The organism is Alteromonas sp. ABV4_515 (genome assembly GCF_056160345.1).
Window position 1 is genome coordinate 21,152 of record NZ_JBSWWZ010000008.1, and the last position, 23,359, is coordinate 44,510.

Consider the following 23,359-nt stretch of genomic DNA (forward strand, 5'->3'; position numbering starts at 1 on the left):
ATTTAATGGGCGACTATTCAGGCTGAGGAAGTAATCCCAGTGATGCCAGTGCGAGCTCCTGTGCCCCCGCCGATGCCCCGCAAAGAGGCGCAGTTTCTGGCATGGCGCTGGGCATAACCCGGGTTTTCACTAAGGTATTTTCAGGAATTTTTGTCATTAGCGCAGCCATAAACGCGTCGTGACGGGCAAGAGGGCCGCCCAGGATCACCAGATCGGGATTAACCAGAATGGCCGTTGAAGAGATCACATGCACAATTTTATCAATGGCCGGGTTGGTTTTTAGTGAACGGTTCTCAAGTAGGGCTTTAAGAAGGCCCTGAGATTCTACGTAATCTTGCAGATTGGTGTCGCCATCCACTTTAAAATAACCCACTTCTCCAGCCATTCCGGAGCTGCCTCTTAACAGGTGACCACTAATGTGAATACCTGCACCAATACCGCGCCCAAAATAGAAAAACACAAAATTTTGTTCATCTTTAGCATTGCCCTGGGCGCGTTCAGCCAACGTCGCCCAGTTTACGTCATTGTCAATGGTTACCGGGCAATGGAATAAATTGGAAAACAGTGAGCAAAAATTGATGTTGTGGGAAAGGGGGAACGGTGCCTTAGGTAATGGCACCACAAGGCCTGTGTTTGCATCTACTGGGTCGGCAATAGAAATGCCCACAGAGAGCACAACAGTATCTACCTGACATACCAAATCTTCGGCCATTTGTATTACACGGGCAAGAAAAGCTTCCTGCGTAAGCACATCTGACAGGGGAGTATGCTGCTCTGAAATCACGTTTTCGGCCAAGTCCATCAAACGCATTTGTATGTGGGCACTGTCTAACGCTACTGCTAACGTTACGCCACGCATCGCGTTGATTTCATACAAGATGCCAGCTCGGCCCTGCTTATTCTGTGTTTTGCGCTTCGTCTCGTTAACCAGCGATTGTCCTTTCAAACGCTGAGCTGCTTCAGAGATAGTCGGTCGTGAAATACCGGTAAGCTGCGAAATCGCCGCACGGCTCATCGGTCCATGTTGTAGCAGGCATTTGAAAAAACGTCTGTCTGTGTCCAGCGCCAAGCTTTGCTGTTCAAATCCCTGGCAAGATTGTTTATGTACGGGCATATTATTTTGATTATCTTACGGCTAGCCGTAAATCCTAATTGTTTATTTGTTGTAAATAAATTGCGGGAAGGGAAACCGCGTTAATTTCAGATTTTGTTGTCTTTTAATTGCCTCAAAGAGTGCGCAAAGACTAAAAAATGTACCGGGTTGACAGTTGGGTGTTATTTGTACTTTTTACGCAGGCATTACTATTTACCCAGCCTGACTCACCTTTACACTTTTCATCTCGAGTAAAATAAAAAAATGGGCTCTCGGTTCACTCGAATAATTAAATATTTGTAGTGTTACGACTAACGTTAAAACCAGATAGTATACAGATTTACTGCTCGCGCTAAGCTTCACCAGTTGCTCAATTTCGCTTGCGACACTTTATACAAGCCGAACTTGCAGGTATTCAAATTGTGGTCTTTACTAAACTTGATTTGTAAAACTGCTGTAACTTTTCCCGTTCATTTTAAGCAGAGAAAACGCAGGAAATCTTCTTTTTTGCTCAAAATTACGACTAAAGAATACTTCATTTTCATAAAAAAGAATAATTTTGTTAGGGTGCCTAACAAAATACTTGCAATTCCTTCACAAGGCGGGCTATAACTACACCTGTTACAAATCGTTAACGAAAATGGCGGAATGTAACCCGTTTCATTGTGAGAATGGGATCACAACGAAACGATTTGCACAACGAGTGCGTGATGGGGCAAGAGAGAAGCTGTTACTTCCTTATCTTCGGATAACGGTTCAGTTTTCACCTCATAAGGGACACGCACTTAAATTCACGTGTGAAAACTCAACTGGAAACCAAACTATGTTTAATAAAACAAAGCTATCTTACGCAGTTTCAGGGGCACTCTGCGTAATGGTTGCAGCACCTGCATTTGCTCAGGATGCGCCTGAACAAGTAGAACAGATTGAAGTACGCGGCGTTCGCGGTAGTTTGTCTCAATCAATGAACGTTAAGCGCCAGTCTAGTGGTGTTGTTGACGCAATCTCTGCCGAAGATATGGGTAAATTCCCAGACACTAACCTGGCAGAATCTCTCCAGCGTATCACTGGTGTTTCTATTAACCGTGTAAACGGTGAAGGTTCTGAAGTTACTGTTCGTGGTTTTGGCGGTAACTTTAACCTGATCACACTAAACGGCCGCCAGATGCCGGCAGCAAACGTTGCCTCTATTACAGGTAACCCGCTGGACCAAGGCGCATCAGGTACTACCCGTTCTTTTGACTTCTCTAACCTGGCATCGGAAGGTGTAAGTGGCATTGAAGTTTACAAAACTGGCCGTGCAGCCGTACCTTCAGGTGGTATCGGTGCAACAATTAACATCAACACTCTGAAGCCACTGTCTCAAGGTGAAAACCGTGCGTCTATCGGCGCGAAAGCCATGAAAGATTACAGTGGCGACGGCGTAACACCAGAAGTGAGCGGTGTTGCTAACTGGTCAAACGAAGATAACACGTTTGGTTTTGCAGTATTCGGTTCATACCAGGAACGTGATTCTGGTAGCCGTCACATGAGTGTTGAGAACTATCAACTGTACAACTGGGATTCAACGTCTCCTGGTACATTCGGTCTGGTTGATGGTGCAAACGTAACTAATGCGCCAGAAGAAGGCCAATTAGTTGCGATGCCTTCTAACTTAGGTTTAGGTCTGAACGAAGATAACCGTGAACGTTTGAACGGTATGGTTACTTTACAGTTCGCGCCTTCAGATACGCTGACATTAACCGCAGATGCGACTTATGCCAGCAACGAAATCAACTCAACCTCTATCGTAGACGGTGTTTGGTTTGCTCGTCAGTTCACTGATATGGAATTTGATGGTAACCCTGTAGTTGCTACGCCTATCCGTTTCACTGAAGACATTGACGGCGGTAAAGACTTCTTCTTCCAGAACCTGGTAATGGCTGCGAAAGATGAACTGAGCTCTTTCGGCTTCAACGCTGACTGGTGGGCCAACGATTCACTGAACCTGCGCTTCGACGCTAACGTGGCAAATGCTAAGTCTGGTGGTAATGGCCCTTACGGTAAAAACGTAATCCGTTTCAACGTTGCAGGTGCAACCGCTGGCTGGCAAACCATGGACTTCGGTCTGGATATGCCACAAGCAAGCATTGTTGTTGACGATTCTGTTAAAGGTAACAACAACGGTGTTTTCGACCTGGCGGATGTTGGTCCTCAGGTAACACGTGCTATTTCTTCAGATCAAGAGTCTGACGTTCAGCAGTTCCGTTTCGACGGTACTTGGGACGAAGGTTCTGACGTGAAAGTTGATTTCGGTATCGGTTACATGGCCACCGAAATGAACCAGATTCGTTACGAAACTGAAGCACAGCTGGGTGGCTGGGGTGTAGCTGATGTTGGCAACATTCCTGAAGGTCTGCTTGACGTAACTTGTACTGCTTGTGCATTTGAAGATCACGACATGAGCGGTGTTGCAGGTGCAGACTCAATTGCAGTACCTGCGGGGTCTACTACTATCCCTCTGGGTAGTGTATCGTTCCGCGGCAACGCTGTAGACTTGCTGAACGCAGTAGCGCCAGCTTACGGTTACACGCCTGGTGACCTGCCTTCTGTAGGTGCGCAGGACAATACGGTTAAAGAAGATATCCTGTCTCTGTACGCAATGGCGACAATGGACGGTGAAATCGGTGGCTTCGAAGCTAACCTGGTAGTAGGTGCGCGTTATGAGAAGACAGATGTAGAGTCAATCTCTATACAGTCTATCCCAGAGCAAATCACTTGGTTATCAGATAACGACTTCACTATCAGCTACGGCGACCAGACTCAAGCGCTGTCTCAGGACCACTCATATGAAGCGTTCCTGCCTAACATCGATTTGTCTGTAAACCTGTCTGATGATTTAAAAGCACGTGTTTCTTACAGCATGACTCTGGCACGCCCTGCGTATAACCAGATGTACACTGCAACTTCTATCGGTGCGCCTGGTCGTCCTACATACTTAGGCGGTGTGGCTTCTGGTAGCCGCGGAAACGCAGCCCTGGATCCACTGGAATCCAACAACTTCGACCTGTCTCTTGAATATTACTACGGTGATTCAAGCATGGTGTCTGTGGGTTACTATCGTAAAGACGTAGATAACTTTGTAGGTACGCAGCAGGTTTCTCAGACGCTGTTTGGTCTGTTGGATGCGACTTCTGGCGCAGCAGGTACTACCTCAGCTGAAGCCATTGCCGAACTGGAAGCGCGTGGCGTAGAAATTACCGAGCGTAACTTCTTCACCATGACTGCTCTGCTTGCAAACCCAGACGTGTTCCCTGGTGGCGCGGATGAGTTCCAGGAAGGTCAGGCGTTTGCTGACGACGTATTTGCTAACAATAACGTTGACCCAGTAGCCGGCGACCCGGAAATGCAGTTTGAAGTAACTCAGCCTGTAAACAACCAGAGTGCACGTATCTCCGGTTACGAGTTTGCGTGGCAGCACTTCTTCGGTGACAGTGGCTTCGGTTACCAAGCTAACTTCACTATCGTAGACGGTGATATCGGTTACGACATCGGTGCAGATCCTTCAATCGACCAGTTCGCTCTGGAAGGTCTTAGTGACTCCGCTAACCTGGTACTGATTTACGAAAAAGAAGGTCTGTCTACTCGCGTAGCATACAACTGGCGTGATTCTTTCCTTGCGGAAGTTAACCGTGGTGTTTCTTCTGTTCGTAACCCATTGTTTATCGATGAGTACAAGCAGCTGGATCTGAACGTGAGCTATGACTTCACTGAAGATTTCACCATGAGCCTGGACGTAATCAACTTACTGGAAGAAGGCTCGCGTCAATATGGCCGTAGCTACAACAATACGTTCTTCATCCAGGAACTTGATAGACGTATCGTACTGAGTGCGCGCTACAGCTTCTAATCGCTGTTAGCAACCCGCCACCGTGGTCCTTCACTGTGGCGGAATAATTTCCTGGCCGGCATCGGTCGGCCAGTTTACACTTTCAAAACCATCACGACATTGCGCATAACAAGGTAGCGCGATAACATCCCGCGTATACCATTCGTTTAACCCGCAGTAACCGGGGACCAATCTATGTCTACACCTACCGTGTTAAATAACGTTGATCACAAAGATCTGAAAGTCGATACTCGCCCATCCGCTTTTACGGGTTATCAGGTAAATCGCACTCGGGTTTATGCCTCAGAAGTGAGTGAGTTGCACAAAGAATTTCCGCTGGTGTTTCATAAAGACAGTGAGTCAGGCGACATCCAGATCCACGCCATTCTTGGCCTGAGTAAAGACGAAAACCTGTTCCTCGATGATCATGGCTGGATCACTCGCTATGTACCTGCATTGTTAGGTAGAGGGCCTTTTAGCATTGCCTATCGCGAGTCTGATGATGCCGCACCGCAACCTTTCATTTGTGTGGATACCGAAGATCCCCGCATTAACGAAACGGAAGGGGAACCTGTATTCATGCCCATGGGCGGCGAGTCAGGTTACTTGAGCTATGTAAAACGCGCTCTGCAGACTATTGAAGCGGGTACCCAATACAATAAAACGTTGTTTGCGTTGGTGGAAGAAATGGAGCTGCTTGAACACGTTAACATTGAGGTGAAGCTCAGCAACGTGGAACAGGTTAACTTCAGTAATTACTACACGATTAATCAAGACAAACTTAGCCAGCTAAGTGGCGAAGCGTTAGCGCGATTGAGCCAGTTCGGCATGCTTGGGCCGTTGTATTTTATTGTCTCTTCGCTTGCAAATTTCCAGCGCTTGATTGACCTCAAGAACGCGAAGTCATCATTGCTGTAAAGTCCGCAATTTCCTGATAATCACAAACGGAACTCGCTATGGTGCAGGCATCTCAACAGAAAGTAACCGTGTGGGAAGGCATTACGCCGGACAACATTCCTTTTGATGAACTCTTTGCTCTGGATAAACCGGTTATCCTGAAAGGGCTGGTAAAAGACTGGCCGCTGGTTAAAACTGGTCAGCAGGGAATATTGCCTGCTATGCAAATGCTGGAAGAGAATTACAGTCAAAAGCCCATGCTTGTTTACCGCGCGCCCGCTTCCATAAAAGGGCGCTTTGGGTACAACGACAACTACACCGGTTTTAACTTCGCCGCAGAACGTTCAACGATTCCCTCTGTGCTCGACATCATTCGCAATGAGCTGGATAAAGAAGAGCATGAATATCTGTATGTCAATTCGCTAATCCTCAACGAGGGCTTTCCCGCATTAGCGGCTTCTCACTCGCTGGCTTTTAATCATCCTGAATTCGAGCAAAATCAGGTGCTGGCCAAAATCTGGATTGGCACCGAGTCGTTGGCAGCCTGCCATTTCGATCAACCCAAAAATCTCGCTTGTTGTGTGCTGGGAAAACGTCGTTTCACCCTGTTTCCACCAGACCAGATTGAAAACTTATATCCCGGTCCACTGCATCCAACACCGGGTGGTCAGGTAGTGACGATTGCTAACCTCGCTGAGCCGGATTTTGAAAAGTTTCCTCGCCTTAAAACGGCGCTGGAAAATGCCTGGATTGCCGATCTCGAGCCTGGTGATGGACTGTATTATCCGAGTATGTGGTGGCACGAGGTGACAGCGTTCGAGCGTTTTAACATTATGGTGAACTTCTGGTGGATGACCACAGAGCGCTATAAAGGCAATCCGATGGATGTTCTGTTAAATGGCATGATGAGTCTACGCGACAAGCCTGAAGACGAAAAGCGTGCATGGAAAGCATTGTTTGATTATTACGTATTCGGTGAAGGTGAAGTGGTGCGTGAGCATCTGCCGCCTGAATGTCAGGGCGCGCTGGGTGAGATGACTGAGATAAACGCCCGCCGTCTGCGCGCCATGTTAATCAGTAACCTAAATCGATAAGGAGCCAGACATGACTTCAGCGACGAAGACGCGTGTTGTTGTCGCCGGTGGTGGTACTGCTGGCTGGTTAAGTGCCTTTAGTTTGGTTACCCGACTGGGAAACTTGCTTGATATTACGCTGGTGGAATCAGAGCAAATCGGTACCGTTGGGGTAGGCGAAGCAACCATTCCAACCATGCGCAATTTCCATCAGTTAATGGGCATCGATGAGCGAGAGTTTATGTCGGCCACACAGGCCACGTTTAAGCTCGGCATTGAGTTTGAAAACTGGGGGCAGAAAAACGAGAGTTACATCCACTCATTTGGCGAAATTGGTCAACGTGCCTGGATGGCTGAATTTCATGCTTTTTGGATGGCGGCCCGCGACAGTGGATTGAACGACAGTTTAGATGATTACTGTCTGGAACTGAAAGCGGCGAAAGCCGGCAAGTTCGCCCTCGCCGCAGGCAAGAAGCCGGTTAATTACGCCTTCCATTTAGATGCCACCGCTTATGCTGCTTGGTTGCGCAAAAAGGCAGAAGCCGCTGGCGTTAAACGGGTAGAAGGTAAAATTAACAATATCGTTGTTGATGAGCAAAGCGGAAACATCCGTAGTCTGGAATTAGACAATGGTGAATGCGTACAGGGTGACGTTTTCATCGACTGTACTGGTTTCCGTGGCTTATTAATCGGCGATGCGCTTGGCGTGGAGTATGAAGACTGGAGCCACTACCTGGCAGCCGACAGCGCCATTGCTGTGCAGACTGAATCACCAGAACCACCGCGGCCTTACACCCGTGCGATTGCCCACGATGCTGGCTGGCAATGGCGTATCCCCTTACAAACCCGCACGGGTAATGGCATCGTTTATTCCAGTCGTTTCCTGAGCGATGAAGATGCTGAAGAAACCTTACTGGCCAATCTGACCGGGAAACCCTTAACAGAACCCCGTCGCATTAAGTTCAAAACCGGCCGCAGGGTAAAAACCTGGCACAAAAACTGTGTTGCCATTGGCTTATCGAGCGGCTTCTTAGAGCCTCTTGAATCTACCAGTATTCACCTAGTGACCACGGCACTGATCCGGCTTATGAAATTATTTCCGTTCTCGGATAATTTCGGAATATTAGCCGAAAGGTTTAACCAGGAATCGGCGGTTGAACTTGAAACTATCCGTGACTTTATTATCCTTCATTATCATCAGACTGCGCGCGATGACAGTCCGTTCTGGGACCATTACCGGACTATGGATATTCCGGATTCTCTCAGACACAGAATGACCATTTTTGCTGAAAATGGTTATGTCTGGCCGGACGACGTGTCGCTGTTCAGAGTGGATTCCTGGATTCAGGTGATGATGGGGCAGGGCTTACAGCCAAAGCAATACCATCATGCAGGCAAGATGCTGGCACCCGAAGGATTAAAACAACAGTTAGCCGCTTTGAAGCAACAAATTGAAAACCAGGTGGCACAGTTGCCACCTCATGAGCAATTTATTCATAAATATTGCCCGGCAGGGAAGGTGGGTTAATTTTTTCAGGAGCCTGAAAAATGACTAACCGTGTTGTGATTGTAGGTGGTGGAGCCGCGGGTTGGCTTACTGCTGGTATCCTTGCTGCAAAAAATGGTATCCATTCCGGGTGTACCAATCCTGTTCATATTGAGCTGGTTGAATCACCCAATGTAAAAAACCTCATGGTGGGCGAGGGAACTTGGCCTACGATGCGCGACACGCTTCGACAAATCGGCCTGTCTGAACAAGACTTCATGCGATTTTGTAATGCGGGCTTCAAACAAGCTTCAAAGTTCGTTAATTGGCAGTATGGCAATGGCGAGCATTATTATCATCCTTTCACGGCGCCGGCTGGCTATGGTGCCGTTAACTTATCCAGTCATTTTGTAAAGAACCGTCCCGGTGCAGATTTCGAGTCGATGGTCTGTCCTCAAGGCGCAGTATGCGAACAGTCTTTAGCGCCGAAAACCCTGGCTATGCCTGAATACGCTTTTGCAATGAATTACGGTTATCACCTGAATGCGGGTAAATTCACCGAAATGTTGCGATTGCACTGTACGCAGAAACTGGGCGTGGTACATACGCTGGGTCATGTGGAGAACGTCAATGGCGCAGCGAATGGTGATATTGCCTCTCTGACGTTAGATGATGGACGTCAGATCGATGGCGATCTGTTTATCGATTGCAGTGGTTTTAAAGCATTGCTACTCAACGGCTTCTACAACATTCCCCTGGTAAGTAAACGGGATCAACTTTTCAACGATGCCGCATTGGCGTTGCAAGTGCCTTACAAAGATGACACCGCCCCCATTGCTTCTGCAACCGTTGCAACGGCACAGCAACATGGCTGGATTTGGGATATCGCCCTGTCTAGCCGTCGCGGGATAGGGCACGTTTTTTCCCGTCAGCATTGTTCTGAAGAACAAGCCCGGGAAGCACTAATGAATTATGTAAAAAGCGATCCGCATCTTGATGCCACCGGTGCAGAGCCGCGTTTGATCACATTTGAACCCGGCCACCGCTCAACGTTCTGGCACCGTAACTGCGTGGGCATTGGGGTGTCTGCTGGTTTTGTTGAACCTCTGGAAGCCACTGCTTTAGTGCTGGTTGAGAAGTCCGTCGAGTGGATCAGTCACCAGTTCCCCCGCTGCCGCAACGCAATGACAGTATTAGCGAAGCGTTACAATGAGATGACCCACAAACGGTGGGAAGAGATCATCGATTTCATCAAACTACATTATGTGTTGTCTTCTCGTGACGACAGCGAATACTGGCGTGCTCACCGGGAGGGCGCGTCTATTCCGGAGAGCCTGAAAGAGTCACTACTCTTGTGGCAAACTCAGCCACCTTGGTTGTACGAAACCGATCGCCGGTTAGAGTTGTTCTCTTCTGCCAGTAAGCAGTACATTCTGATGGGCATGCAGGCTACCTGCAGTGAAGCTTGTGTAGGACTGAGCCAACATGAAATGCGAGTGGCAGATAAAGCGTTAGGCGGTGTACAGCGCGCCACCGCAGAATTGTTGGGTTCGCTACCTTCCAACCGGGATTATCTCACCCGGCTGGCCGGTAAAGTGCAGGAAAATGCCCGCGCTAGCGCATAGCTTTACCTAAGTGCTTTTACGCTGTCGCGCACGCGCAATGATTGCATGGTGCTTAGTTGATAACGGCATGGGTTTAAAGGCGCTTACGTTACTCCCACCGGTATTTCCCGTAGGTAAAAGGCCGATAGCCGTTTTTGTTATGGCGCCTACTAAGCGGACGGTCTGACCGCGCAGTTCTCGAAAGTCATGTTGCTGCCATGCCCACACAAACATCAGCCAGTGAACTCGGGTGTGCCAGTAGGTTGAAAGCTGGCTTAGTACATGGGCATTTTCAAGGTGCTTGAATGCGGTGTATTGGTTGCGAGTGCGCATTGCCCGGCGGGATAATACCAGCTCCCGCCGAACGGGAAAGCTGATGTTTCTGGCAAATGAAAACATAAAACCCTCCTTTTTCTTCGCTAATGTATAGCAACGGTTAGTGACAGCTACTTTGTGCACCACCGGCCGGTGCAATCTTGGCTTTGGCCGCTTGCCACAGATTTCGTACCATCAGGCCGCCCAGCACGACCGCACACAAGGCGTAAATGGCACTCACACCTTCACCGTGAATATGGGCACCTTCACCGGTCGGGATTAGCGCTTGTAAGTTGAAGGCATCAACAGCGAAATTAAGTAAATAACCAAGACCGATACTGGCGGTAAGAATACAGAACAGATAAATGACCAGTGAGCGTCTGCCCAGTTCTCGGCCAATCATGCCCATGGTAGAAATGTTGGTGGCCGGGCCGGCTAACAGGAACACCAGAATGGCACCAGGTGAGAGGCCCGCTGATAAGAAGCCAACCGCCAATGGTGTAGATGCTGTGGCACAGATATACATGGGCACACCAATTAGCGCCATCACCAGCATGGCGAGGAATCCGTCACCCCATTGCGTTAAAAATGAAGTAGGAACCCAGGTCTGAATGGCGGCAGCAAGGCCTAAACCCAATAATAACCACAGGGTGATATCTGCAAGCAGCTTGCCCGTGGAGAATTTCCACACCTGCACCAGTTTGCTTTCTTTTTGCGTGGCTGGCGTAGACGTGCCACAACAACTGGATTCGGCTTTCACCGTTTTTGTTTGCTCAGTACTACAACAGGATGATGCAGCGGGTGCCGGCGTTGGCGTTTTCGAACTGCAACAACTTGTCACCTCCGGTTTGGCCGCTTTTTCGCTACCACAACAAGATGAAGTCGCCTGTTGTACGGGCGCTTTTTCCGACGAGCAGCATGACGGTGTCTGCCCTTTCTCAGCAGGCTTTTCGCTGCTGCAACATGACTCAACGGGCGTTGCCTTTGTAGAAATGTCATCAGCTTTCTGTGTGCTAGTGTCGTCCTTCACAAACCATTTCACCATCATACCGGTGTAAATGGCGCTGAAGATGGCGGCGAAGGGACGTACGATGGCGAATACCGGGCCGAGAAGGGCGTAGGATACCGAAATTGAATCCACCCCCGTTTCTGGTGTCGATACCAGAAAGGACGCGGTTGCGGGTTTGGATGCACCACTACGGCGTAAACCCAGCGCAGCAGGAATAACGCCGCAGGAGCATAAGGGTAATGGCGCACCAATCAAGGCCGACTTTACCACCGCCCCGGTGCTATTTTTACCCATGTGTTTTTGTAGCAGGCTAACAGGTACCAATTCGTGCATGATACCGGCGACCAGTAGGCCCATTAATAACCATGGGGCTGACTCCATGAACAGGCCAAAGAAGTTGGTAAGTAAAAGCGTAATGTCATTCATAACGGTTTTTCAGAGTCCAGAAGTTGTAAAATGGTACAGTGTTGGGTGCTTTTCGGGCCGCCATCACACAAATCGTTCATTTGCAGGAGCGACTGACGAATTCGCTCCAGTTCATTAATTTTAGCCGTGACTTGCTGCAGCTTTTGTTCGGTGACTTTCTTTACCTCGCCACAGGTGTGCGTATCCGGGTGGAGTTTCAGCTCCATAAGTTCGCTGATTTCATTCAGTGTGAACCCCACGGTTTTGGTTCGCTGAATAAACAAAAGCTTTTCTACGTCATCCGCAGAATACAGCCGGTAACCTGCATCAGAGCGTTCGGAAGGGGTGAGTAAGCCTTTGCTTTCGTAAAAGCGAATGGTGTCGTTACTCAGGTCAGTCAGGCGCGCCAATTCGCCTATTTTCAGCAAGTCTGATTTTTTCATATTGCCTACTATAAACCCTGGAGTTAACTCCAGAGTCAAGGGTTTGCGATAAAATCAGTGAAAAAGGCCGATGAACTAACTAATTTGGGTGTACTGCTTCTTTAGCTTATCCGGCAGGTAAGCCAGGGTGGTGTTGTAACCAATCTCGAAAAGAGCTTCTTTATCGATATCGTTAGCATCAAAGTCTACGGCAGAAACCTCGCCGGTATCCACCAGAATCGTGTGGTGCCAATGTTCAGCGTGCACGTATTCCCGTGACAAAGCAGACATGAAGGTTCTGATGAGCAGCATGACATAGGTGGGCAGAGCAAACCGCGCTTTCTTGTTTAACGGCTCTTTCTTCTGTCGACTTTGCAGGCGGAAACAAACAGAGGGCGTACCATCCTGCTGCCAGTCGCGGAACAGGGCATCTTCCGAAAGGACGGCACCATCAACTAATAGCTTGTCGCCAAATTGCTTGAACGAGAAAATCAGTGGAATGGACATGGACGCCCGCACAGCAGCAGACACATGCACATCGGGGGTAGTTTCTTTATTGAATAAAGCCGGGCCGCCGCCATTTACGTCGGTGGCGAGAATATGTAAGGGGTATTTGAGCGACGCAAAGGTGGCACCGTCCAGCTGTTCATCGAGCCATTTTTCGAATACATCGCCAGAGGCCAGCCCGCCCTCGCGCAGCAAACGCCACAGGGAAAAATCAGCAAACTGCCGGAAGTCGGTATTCAGCGCCAGATGCTTCATTTCCGCAACAGAAAAGCCTTTGGCGTACATGGCGGCAATGATAGAGCCGCCGGATACACCCACAATAGTTTCATGTTTTACGTTGAGATCGTCGAGGGCTTGCAAAATACCGATATGAGCGGGTAGCCGGGTACCGCCGCCGGAGAGGATTGGAACGATTTGTTTAGGGTAGATTCTGGATACTGACATACACCATCACCTTTTGCGCCTTACTGTTAAACATAGTCCAGTAAGTCAAAAGGCGATAGTGTCAGTCGTCGAAAAGGTATTAAGAAAAATACTAAGCGCCAGCGCTGTGAGCCAGGAACTCTTCGTAAGTGCCTTCGAAATGATTGATTTTCTGATCTTTAATTTCAATGATCTGGGTAGCCAGTGACGAGACAAATTCGCGGTCGTGGCTGACAAAAATAACCGTACCGTCGTAGTGGAGCAGGGCGTTATTCAATGCTTCGATGGATTCCATATCAAGGTGGTTGGTCGGTTCATCCATCACCAGCACATTGATATCCTGCAGCATCAACTTGCCGAACAGCAGGCGGTTCTTCTCACCACCAGAACACACGCTGACCTTTTTATTGAAATCGTCAGAGCCAAACAGCAGTCGACCTAACATAGCTTTAACCTGCAGATCATCATGCTTTGGTCCGCGCCACTGACTCATCCACTCGAATAGGGTGAGATCGTTAGCAAAGTCACGGTTGCTGTCCTGCGGTACATAGCCTACAGCAGCATTTTCAGCCCATTTCACCACACCCTCATTGGCATCCAGCTCATTTATAAGACATTTCAATAGGGTAGTTTTACCGGCACCGTTTTCACCGATAATTGCCAATCGTGCGCCAGCTTCCAGCAACAGGTTACCGCCACTGAACAAGGGTAATTCTGGGAAGCCATGACCAAGCTCTTCCAGTGTAATTGCCAGACGGTGCAGCTTTTTATGCTGTTTGAAAATGATGTAAGGCTTGCGGCGGCTTGACGCTTTAATTTCGTTCAGCTCAATTTTTTCCAGACGCTTGGCCCGGGAGGTCGCCTGCTTAGCTTTAGACGCGTTAGCCGAGAAACGAGCAACGAAGCTTTGTAACTCTTCAATTTCTGCTTTTTTCTTATCATTTTCATGATGAAGTTGCTCTAGCGCTGCCGCAGCGGCTTCAGAAAAGTCGTCATAGTTACCCGGATAAATACGCAACTCGCCGTAATCAATGTCAGCCATATGAGTACATACTGAGTTCAGAAAGTGACGATCGTGGGAGATGATAATCATGGTGGACTTACGCTTGTTGAGCTCTTCCGCCAGCCAGTTAATGGTGTAGATGTCCAGGTTGTTAGTGGGTTCGTCCAGAAGCAGAATATCCGGCTCCGCGAACAGTGCCTGAGCTAACAGCACACGTACTTTCTTACCGGGAGCCACTTCCTTCATCAGGCCAAAGTGATAGTCTTCTTCAATGCCTGCAGAAATCAGTATGTCACCGGCACGGGCTTCAGCGGTGTAGCCATCCATTTCAGCAAATTGCACTTCTAAGTCGGCCACACGCATGCCGTCTTCTTCGCTCATGTCCGGATTACTGTAGATCTCGTCACGCTCGCGTTTTACTTCCCACAGTTCGCGGTCGCCCATGATCACAGCGTCAACCACCGACATTTCTTCAAAAGCAAACTGATCCTGACTCAAGATCCCAAGCTTCGTACCTGGTGCCATCGACACATTTCCCGCTGTCGGTGTGAGTTTACCACTCAGGATTTTCATGAACGTGGATTTACCACAGCCGTTGGCACCAATCAGGCCGTATCGGTTGCCATTACCAAATTTGGCGGAAATGTTTTCAAAAAGCGGCGCGGAGCCAAACTGCATGGTGATATTGGCGGTGGTAATCAAGATTCTTTCCCAGATGCTGAACAGATAAATGAAACACGGTATGCGTGCAGGGCCGCGCAATATAAAGAATCGCGCCCGTTATGTCGAGGGTAAATTGGTTAAATGTCGCGCAGATTACAGCGCTGGCGGAAAACAACCCTTTCATCGTTTTTTAATGAAATGAATTGTTAATGTAATGAAAATATTGTTGATCTTTATTTTACCCTCAATTAATGTAATGAAAGCGCTTTCATTTAGGAGTGCTTTCTTTTTATTTGAACTTGTAAGCGCTTACAAAAATGCGGTTCGACGCCTCCACTCGGCGGAACACAACTTATAATTAATCGATCAGGGCTGAAAAATAATGACTAAGAAAATCACGCAACTCTCGCGGTTAGCGGCCGCGATATCGGTCACGACCCTTGTTGGGTGCGGTGGGGGCGCCACAACAGATACCGATATCAACATCGTTGATACCACACAACCGGTGACAGACTGGGAACTGGTATGGAGCGATGACTTCGACGGAACAAGCATTGACGATAGCAAGTGGACCCACGAGGTAAATTGCGCTGGCGGTGGCAACAATGAATCGCAATGTTATACCGACAGTGATGCCAACTCCTATGTAGCGGATGGTGCCCTACACATTGTTGCACTGCCAGCCGAAGAGGGAGCGGAAAAGCCTTACACCTCAGCCCGACTCGTTACCCAGTACAAAGCTGATTTTAAATACGGCCGTTTTGAGATGCGCGCAAAGCTGCCCTCTGGTCAGGGAAGCTGGCCAGCATTCTGGATGATGCCTACCGATTCTGTTTATGGTGGCTGGCCCCGCAGTGGTGAAATCGACATCATGGAAGCGGTGAACCTGAAAGCCATGGATGCCGACGGCAACCCGGAAGCAAACATCCACGGTACCCTGCATTACGGCAGTGAGTGGCCGAACAATAAATACAGTGGCAAGGCGTATAAATTACCGGATGGTTCCAACCCGGCTGATGATTTCCACACTTATGCCGTGGAATGGCAGGAAGGAGAAATTCGCTGGTACATGGATGATTACCTGTACGCCACACAGCGAAAATCAACGGTGCGATATAACAGCAAAGGCGAAGCAACAGGCCTGGCGCATCGAGGCTGGTACACCGAATACTTCGATCAGACCAGCGGCGAATTGCAGAACTACTATACCAATGCCCCTTTCGATCAGGAGTTCTTCATGATCCTGAATCTGGCGGTGGGCGGCGACTGGCCATCTAACGTGAACGAGCTTGGCATCGATGCGGAAGCCTTCGCGGAAGGGCAAACTTACGAAATCGATTATGTACATGTTTATCAGTGTTCGGCCAACCCGGATACCGGTAAAGGCTGTGAAACTGTACGTCCGGGTTATGCCTCTACGGATGACGCACTGGTAGAAGGTGAAGCGCCCATTCCTTCACCCCCTTCCAGTGGCGTAGCGCAGAACCTGACCATCTTTGGCGGTACCACTAATCCGAACTGGCCAGCCTGGGATTGCTGTGGTGGTTCAACGCCAGCCATCGTCGACGATGCCGAAAAAGGTGACGTTTACGAATTTTCTATTGGCGCAACACCCACTGTGATGGGCTTTGTCAGTCGCAGTACTTTCATTACCGAACCGGACGGTCAGGCAACCCCTTTTGATGGTGCGCCTATGGTTGAAACCGGCAGTGTAAAGTTTGATCTGAAAGTCACCTCCCTGCCGTCTGACGCCAGTGCCGCCTGGTTGTTTAAAATTGAAAGTTCGGAAGGCTCAACCGCTGTAGAGTTTCCGCTGGCAACAGGCTACGTGGGCCCGAATGAATCTGCCGGAGATACGCCGGAAGAGGGTGTGTGGGAAACTTATGAATTCCCTCTGTCCATGCTAGATGAAGCCGGCCTGGATGTGAGCGCTATTGACGTCATCATGGTGTTCCCAGCCTGGGGCGCGGGTGACGGCGCCACATACCGCATGGCCAACGTGGAAATTTCTGCGGAATCCAACTACCCGGAACTGGTAATTTTTGATGATGCCACAAACCCTAACTGGCCTATGTGGGACTGCTGCGGCGGCTCAACCCCCACAGAAGAAATGGATGACGATGCCCACGGCTTGACTGCTGAATTCCGTATTGGTGCCGAGCCTACTGTGATGGGCTTTATTACCCGTCCTGCGGACGGTGGCGGTGATACCCCATTTGATGCCACCGCACTGGCGGACGGTGGTTTGCTGCAGTTCGATATGCGTGTGGTAAGCATGCCGAATGATGCATCGGCGGCGTGGTTATTCAAAGTGGAATCCAACGGTGCGTCTACGGCCATTGAATTACCCATCACCGAAAGTGTGGAAGGGGAAGCGCCGGTTGAAGGGGAGTGGCAAACCTACACTTTCCCCATAGCTGACCTGCAGGCCGGTGGTCTGGATATCAGTGCCATTGACGTGATCATGGTGTTCCCGGCCTGGGGCGCCGGTGAAGGTGCGGCATATCGTATCGACAACATGAAACTCTATCACCCGGATGCCGGTGCGGCTGCTGGTTTAACCCTGTTCGCTGATACCGCAGCGGACATGTGGAGCGTGTGGGATTGCTGTGGCGGTTCTACTCCGACAATCGAAGCCGATGATGATACCCACGGTGACGTCGCCGAATTCCGTATCGGCGGTACCCCAACGGTTATGGGCTTCCTGGCAGACGAAGATGTGTCTTTTGATGCCTCAGCACTTCTTACCACAGGCGCGGTTCGCTTTGAAATGAAAGTGACTTCTATGCCTGCTGACAGCACAGCGCCCTGGCTGTTTAAGATTGAATCTACCGGTGCTGCCACTGCCGTTGAGTTGCCGCTGTCGGAAAGCCTTGAAGGCGTCGACCCGGTAGCGGGCGAATGGCAAACCTATACCTTCCCGCTGCAAACGCTATCTGATCTTGGTCTCGATGTTTCAGACATTAACGTAGTGATGGTGTTCCCAGCATGGGGGCAGGGTGACGGCGCGGTGTACCGCATCGATAACGCAGAAATTGCAGCGCAATAACAAAGCCTCTGGCGACGCCAGGCTGGCTCGCCGGAACAATTGATTATGATGAGTAGGTCAACTATGAAAAACAATACATTTAAAAAGACCCGGGTCGCCACATCAATGGCTTTGTTACTGGGTACAACAAGCATGTTCAGTGTGCAGGCACAAGAAGCTGAAACCGATGCTGACGAAAGCATGGAAGTCATTCAGGTTAAGGGGATACGTGGCTCTCTGATGCGCTCGCAGGATCTCAAGCGGAATTCAAGCGGTGTCGTGGATGCCATTTCCGCTGAAGAACTGGGTAAATTCCCGGATACCAACCTGGCGGAAGCGCTACAGCGTATTACAGGTGTGACCATTAGCCGCGCAAACGGTGAAGGTAGCCAGATCACAGTGCGTGGCTTTGGCCCTGAATTTAACCTTATCACCCTAAATGGCCGTCAGATGCCGGGCACCGGTTTCACCCGTTCTTACGACTTACAGAACTTGTCTTCGGAAGGAGTGAAAACCCTGGAACTGCAGAAAACTGCACGGGCTGAAAACCCCAGTGGTGGTCTTGGGGCAACGGTGAATATTCTGACTATGCGCCCCATGGACAACCCAGGCCAGCAATTCTCGGTATCGGCCAAGGGCATTATGGATACCTCTAATGAGGAAGGCAGCGACATTACGCCGGAAGTGGCAGGTGTGTTCACTAACACGTTTGCCGACGATATGTTCGGCATCGGGCTGTCGGTTTCTCACCAGGAACGGGATTTCCGTCAACAGTCCGCCAGTATTCAAGGGTGGGTACAAGTGCCTGATGCGGATCTGCCCGAGCTTGACCCATCTATGGTGGTGGATAACCGTTCTGTTATCACCGATGCGGCATTCTTTCCTAAAGATCTGAACTTTGGTTTTGCCGATGTACAGCGTGAGCGTACCAACGCGCAGGTTACTTTCCAGTTCCGTCCTACCGATAATTTCACGGCAACGGTGGATTACACCGCATCAGACGCCGTCACCGGCACTAACAGCTTTGGCTGGGGGATTTGGAACAACTTCGGGCCGAATATCAATGCTTATGAACTGGACGAAAATGGTACCGCATTGTATGCGGATATTGCTGGTGACGACGGTTCTGCTACAGCCAGCCGTAACACCACCGAGGTGAATGCCCGTTCTCTGGGTGTAAATCTGGAGTGGCAAATCACCGATGACTGGGAAGTGTCAGTGGATTATCACGACTCCTACAATCAGATTGATAACGGTAAGGACAAAGGGTTGGGCGGTAGTGGCCAGGTCATTCTTGGTTCCGATCAGTTGATCTCCAAAGTATATGATTATCGGGAAGGTGATATTCCGAGTTATTATATCAATTGGAATAACGGCACCAACGAGTTGATGCCCAGTGAAATTGATTCTAACTTTAGTCAGTTTACCCGCAATCAGGGCCGTTCGGATATTGAACAGCTACAAATCGACAGTACCTGGTACAACTCGGTTTTCGACAGTATTCCACTGGTGAAAGTCGACTTTGGTTATGCCCGTACCGAACAGTCGTTGGGCGCAACTGATGCCTGGGGTGGTTTGCGAGGTGGACCTGGCTTCAGCCCGTCTTATACTGAAATTTTCCCGGACAGCATGTTTACCCGCCATGACACTGGTGATTTCCTTGATACATTCAGTGGCGGCGGTGATGCGCTGAATCCGAATTACTTTTACACCTACAGCTTTGATGAAGCGATCACCCGACAGTTGGCTTACCTTACGGCAGACGTGACCGGTGACAGCAACGTGTACTCCATCGATCCTTTCTTTAATGCGCCAACGGTGAATTTTGTCGAAGAGATCACCGATTCTGTTTACGTACAAACCGAGTGGGATTTTGATATTGGTGATTTCTATGTGCAGGTGAATGCCGGTGTGCGCTACGAAGAAACTGAAGTGCCCAGTTCCGCACAGGTGCGGGTGCCTACGCAGGTGAACTGGGTAGCCCCTTCTGAATGGATCACTGAATATCAGTCGGAACTTATCCTGCAGGATTTCACTGGTGAATATGACATTCTGCTGCCCATGTTCGACATTAAAGTGGACGTGACTGAAGACGTGGTTGCCCGTTTCTCATGGGGTAAATCGATAACCCGTGCGCCTATTGGCTTGCTGCAAGGAGGGCGTTCGTTCAGTGGTAGCCCGAAAATTGGAGCCCGTACCGCGTCTGAAGGTAACACCAGCCTGAAACCCTACGAGTCGCAAAACCTCGACTTATCACTGGAGTGGTATTACAGCGAAGACAGCTATGCCTCTGTGGGCTTGTTCCGTAAGAAAGTGAGTGAGTATATCGAGACCACGGGGGGCGATCAGACCTTCGAAGGGGTGCGTGATATTTACCAGGGACCGCGCTGGAACGAAGCGGTTGCGGCTCTGCAAGCTGATGGGGTACAGGCCACAGACAGTGCCATCTTCCAGTATTTCCAGGATAACGGCTATGCCAATGCGGAAGGTGTGATTGAGCCAAATGCAGATGATCCACTCATTACATGGCGTGTGACCAAGCCGCGCAATCTGCCGGATTCCCGCACCGTTGATGGTATCGAGTTGGCGGTTCAGCACACCTTTGGGGAAACCGGCTTTGGGGTTGGCGTAAACGGTACGCTGGTTGACGGCGATGTGACTTACGATCCGTACATTCTCGAAAGTGGTCAGAACCCGTTGGTGGGTATTGGTGATTCTGCCAACTTTCAGGTGTTCTACGAAAAAGAAGCGTTGTCGGTAAAAGTCACTTATGCCTGGCGTGCAGGTTATCTGCAAGGCATGGGGCAGGCACAGGGTTCCGCCGATGTACCACCCACACAGGCTGATTCATTTGGTCAATGGGACTTCAGCGTGAACTACGATTTCAACGATCACTTCACTGTGTTTGTTGAAGGCGTGAACGTAAACAACGAAACCGAACGAGGCTACGGGCGTTTTCAGGAGCAATTCCTTTACGCACGCCAATATGGACCGCGTTATACACTGGGTGCTCGCTATACCTTCTGATAGCTGATAACACTAATAACAAGAGCAACCTGACGACTTGGGGCTGCATGGGAAACCATCGCAGCCCTTTTTTATTGTGAATTTTTCTTAGGCGTTTTTGTGTATTAAGGCCCGACCACTTGATGGTAGACTGACGCCGAATTTTGCAGGAATGATAGATATGATGAAAAGTGGTGTCTCGAAAGCTGGGCTGGTGATAGTTTTGGCTTTAATTGTGGGGTTGGCGAGCTGTAAATGGATGCCAGAAGAAGCCCCTTTACTGGCTGATTCCACAAACACATTGACCGCCAAACCGCTACCTCCGGAATTCTTTGTTCAGCATGTTGAGCCTGTACTCACCCACCGCTGTGTAGTTTGTCATGCCTGTTACGATGCCCCTTGTCAATTGAAAATGTCCTCCGCTGAAGGACTTGCCCGAGGTGCCAATAAAGAGAAAGTGTATCAGGGCACAAGGCTAACGGCGGCCACGCCAAACCGGTTGTTCATCGACGCGCAGAATGTGGATGAATGGCGCAAGCGGAATTTTTTCACCGTGTTGCCCGAAACGGTGGAAACCGAAGATTCGCCGCCTACGCAAACCTCAGTGCTGGCGCAAATGCTGCTGTTGAAGCAAGCACATCCGTTACCTGAAACTACTCACTTAGGTGAAGGTTTTGATATTAGTCTGAACCGACCACAGCAGTGCCCCACATTGGATGAAATGGGGAGTTACATTGCCGAACAACCGTTAGGCGGCATGCCTTATGCGCTACCAGGACTGACCAACGAAGAGCAACAAACGTTGATGCGCTGGCTACACAATGGCGCACCTTTACCCGAAGCTCAACCTTTGCCTGTTGCACTGTTGAAGCGTGCCGATAAATTCGAAGCCTGGCTGAATGGCAACTCGAACAAAGCGCAGCTTTCAGCCCGGTATATTTACGAGCACCTGTTTACGTCGCACCTTTACTTTGAAGAGCTCTCTGAAGAAGGCGTGACGCCGCAGTTTTTCAATCTGGTACGTTCGCTAACACCGCCCGGTGAGCCGCTGGATGTGGTGGCAACCCGCCGTCCCTTCGATCATCCTGGCACGGACAGAGTGTGGTATCGCCTGCAGCCTGTAACGTCAACCATCGTGAGTAAAACGCACCAGCCTTACGCAATCAATGACGACTTGATGGCGAAATGGAACGCATGGTTTGTCGAGGCCGAATTTGACGTGCCGGAGCTTCCTTCTTATAAACCCGAAGTGGCCGCGAACCCGCTTACCGCCTTTACCTTAATGCCGGTAAACACCCGCTACCGTTTTATGCTGGAGCGCGCGCAAAATACCATTATGGGTTACATCAAAGGGCCAGTGTGTCGTGGTCAGGTGGCACTTAACGTGATTAATGACCGCTTCTGGGTATTCTTTGTTGATCCCGAAGTAGCAACGTCTGAAAAGTTGAATCGCTTCTATGCGTCGCAAAAAGAAAACTTACACCTGCCAGCAGAGCAGGAGTCAACCGCACTGGCCGTAAGCTGGGTCAAATACGCTGAGCATCAAGGCGATTATCTTCGCGCCCGCACTGACTTTATGAATGATACTTTCCAGCAGGGACAACATTTAAGTCTTAAAAGCATCTGGGACGGTGATGGCAATAATACCAACGCCACCCTAACTGTATTCCGACATTTCGACAACGCCACGGTGGCGAAAGGGCTGGTGGGCGAGCCCACCAAGACGGCATGGGTTATTGATTATGCCTTGCTAGAGCGAATTCATTACCTGCTGGTGGCCGGTTTTGATGTGTATGGGAACTATGGTCATCAGCTGATGACCCGGTTGTATATGGACTTTCTCCGTATGGAAGGTGAGTCGAACTTTCTGGCGTTGTTACCACCACAAACCCGTCATCAACAACTGTCGGAATGGTACCAGCAGGCGGGGCCGGAGTTGACTGATTTCATCGAAGGCGACATCAATAGCTTTGAACAGGATACCGGTATCGAGTATTCCACCGATACCCCCAAAGCCGAGCTTTATAGCATGCTTAAACAAGCCCTTGAAAACGTACAGCCCAAAAGCAGTAGCCTGCGCAGTAACTGGCTGTCAGACGACCAACTGGCGCTTTTAGGTAGTCTGGATACGTTGTCACCGGAGCAGGCTACCATCCTGCCAGAAATTACCATGCTCATGGTTCGACCGGACAACGGCGAAGGTGAACCTGAAATGTTCACCCTTTTGCGAAATAGTGCGCATTACAATGTCAGTAGTTTGTTTGAAGAAGACGAAAACCGTAACTACGGTCAGGATTCGGTTACCTTGGTACAAGGTTTAATAGGTAGCTATCCTGATGTGTTCTTGCAGATAAATGCGTCAGAGGTGCAGAACATGGTAGCGAAAGTAAAACGGATTAAATCGGAGTCGGATTACGAATCGTTTATCACCGACTATGGCGTAAGACGAACTAATCCGGCGTTCTGGCAATTTAGCGATGAAGTGATTCAGTGGGCGCTAAGCCGGTACCCCATTGAAGGTGGACTGCTGGATTATAACCGGCTGGAAGATCGCTAA

Annotated in this window: 14 protein-coding genes; 8 read left to right on the forward strand and 6 right to left on the reverse strand. The window is 49.6% G+C overall.

Annotated elements, in window-relative coordinates:
• Positions 1-13: 13 nt before the first annotated feature.
• Complete coding sequence (locus ACXAGX_RS18085; protein ID WP_474817576.1) at positions 14-1,114, reverse strand: ROK family transcriptional regulator; 1,101 nt, start codon at positions 1,112-1,114, stop codon at positions 14-16.
• Positions 1,115-1,916: 802 nt separating this feature from the next.
• On the opposite strand from ACXAGX_RS18085, the gene ACXAGX_RS18090 reads away from it, so the two are divergent.
• The 5 genes from ACXAGX_RS18090 (at position 1,917) to ACXAGX_RS18110 (ending at position 10,042) form a co-directional block, all read left to right on the forward strand.
• A complete protein-coding gene (locus tag ACXAGX_RS18090) occupies positions 1,917-4,982 on the forward strand; it encodes a TonB-dependent receptor (RefSeq protein ID WP_474817577.1) in 3,066 nt (1,021 codons plus the stop codon).
• 174 nt (positions 4,983-5,156) lie between these two features.
• Positions 5,157-5,879 carry a SapC family protein gene (locus ACXAGX_RS18095; protein ID WP_474840046.1) on the forward strand — a complete coding sequence of 241 codons (723 nt, stop codon included), beginning with the start codon at positions 5,157-5,159 and terminating at the stop codon, positions 5,877-5,879.
• Positions 5,880-5,917: 38 nt separating this feature from the next.
• The gene (locus tag ACXAGX_RS18100; protein ID WP_474817579.1) at positions 5,918-6,952 is read left to right on the forward strand and encodes a cupin-like domain-containing protein; all 1,035 of its coding nucleotides are present in this window, start codon (positions 5,918-5,920) and stop codon (positions 6,950-6,952) included.
• A 10-nt stretch (positions 6,953-6,962) separates the two neighbouring features.
• Positions 6,963-8,459 carry a tryptophan halogenase family protein gene (locus ACXAGX_RS18105; protein WP_474840048.1) on the forward strand — a complete coding sequence of 499 codons (1,497 nt, stop codon included), beginning with the start codon at positions 6,963-6,965 and terminating at the stop codon, positions 8,457-8,459.
• 20 nt (positions 8,460-8,479) lie between these two features.
• Positions 8,480-10,042 (forward strand): tryptophan halogenase family protein, encoded by a 1,563-nt coding sequence (locus ACXAGX_RS18110; protein ID WP_474840050.1) that lies wholly within the window; start codon positions 8,480-8,482, stop codon positions 10,040-10,042.
• Positions 10,043-10,048: 6 nt separating this feature from the next.
• Here ACXAGX_RS18110 and ACXAGX_RS18115 read toward each other — a convergent pair whose 3' ends face one another.
• From ACXAGX_RS18115 to ACXAGX_RS18135, 5 genes are all read right to left on the reverse strand, one after another.
• On the reverse strand, positions 10,049-10,420 hold the full coding sequence (locus tag ACXAGX_RS18115) for a DUF3703 domain-containing protein (protein WP_474840052.1): 372 nt from the start codon (positions 10,418-10,420) through the stop codon (positions 10,049-10,051).
• A gap of 37 nt (positions 10,421-10,457) precedes the next feature.
• The gene (locus tag ACXAGX_RS18120) at positions 10,458-11,771 is read right to left on the reverse strand and encodes an SO_0444 family Cu/Zn efflux transporter (RefSeq protein WP_474840054.1); all 1,314 of its coding nucleotides are present in this window, start codon (positions 11,769-11,771) and stop codon (positions 10,458-10,460) included.
• Positions 11,768-12,193 (reverse strand): Zn(2+)-responsive transcriptional regulator, encoded by a 426-nt coding sequence (gene zntR / locus ACXAGX_RS18125; RefSeq protein WP_474840056.1) that lies wholly within the window; start codon positions 12,191-12,193, stop codon positions 11,768-11,770. The genes ACXAGX_RS18120 and zntR overlap by 4 nt, the downstream gene beginning before the upstream one ends.
• A gap of 75 nt (positions 12,194-12,268) precedes the next feature.
• Positions 12,269-13,123 carry a patatin-like phospholipase family protein gene (locus ACXAGX_RS18130; protein WP_070127375.1) on the reverse strand — a complete coding sequence of 285 codons (855 nt, stop codon included), beginning with the start codon at positions 13,121-13,123 and terminating at the stop codon, positions 12,269-12,271.
• 91 nt (positions 13,124-13,214) lie between these two features.
• On the reverse strand, positions 13,215-14,807 hold the full coding sequence (locus ACXAGX_RS18135; protein ID WP_474817584.1) for an ABC-F family ATPase: 1,593 nt from the start codon (positions 14,805-14,807) through the stop codon (positions 13,215-13,217).
• 343 nt (positions 14,808-15,150) lie between these two features.
• Between ACXAGX_RS18135 and ACXAGX_RS18140 the strand changes: the two genes are divergently transcribed.
• The 3 genes from ACXAGX_RS18140 (at position 15,151) to ACXAGX_RS18150 (ending at position 23,359) form a co-directional block, all read left to right on the forward strand.
• Complete coding sequence (locus ACXAGX_RS18140; RefSeq protein WP_474840058.1) at positions 15,151-17,817, forward strand: family 16 glycosylhydrolase; 2,667 nt, start codon at positions 15,151-15,153, stop codon at positions 17,815-17,817.
• 63 nt (positions 17,818-17,880) lie between these two features.
• Positions 17,881-20,823, forward strand: coding sequence for a TonB-dependent receptor (locus ACXAGX_RS18145; RefSeq protein ID WP_474840060.1), 2,943 nt, complete (start codon positions 17,881-17,883; stop codon positions 20,821-20,823).
• A 160-nt stretch (positions 20,824-20,983) separates the two neighbouring features.
• Complete coding sequence (locus tag ACXAGX_RS18150) at positions 20,984-23,359, forward strand: fatty acid cis/trans isomerase (RefSeq protein ID WP_474840062.1); 2,376 nt, start codon at positions 20,984-20,986, stop codon at positions 23,357-23,359.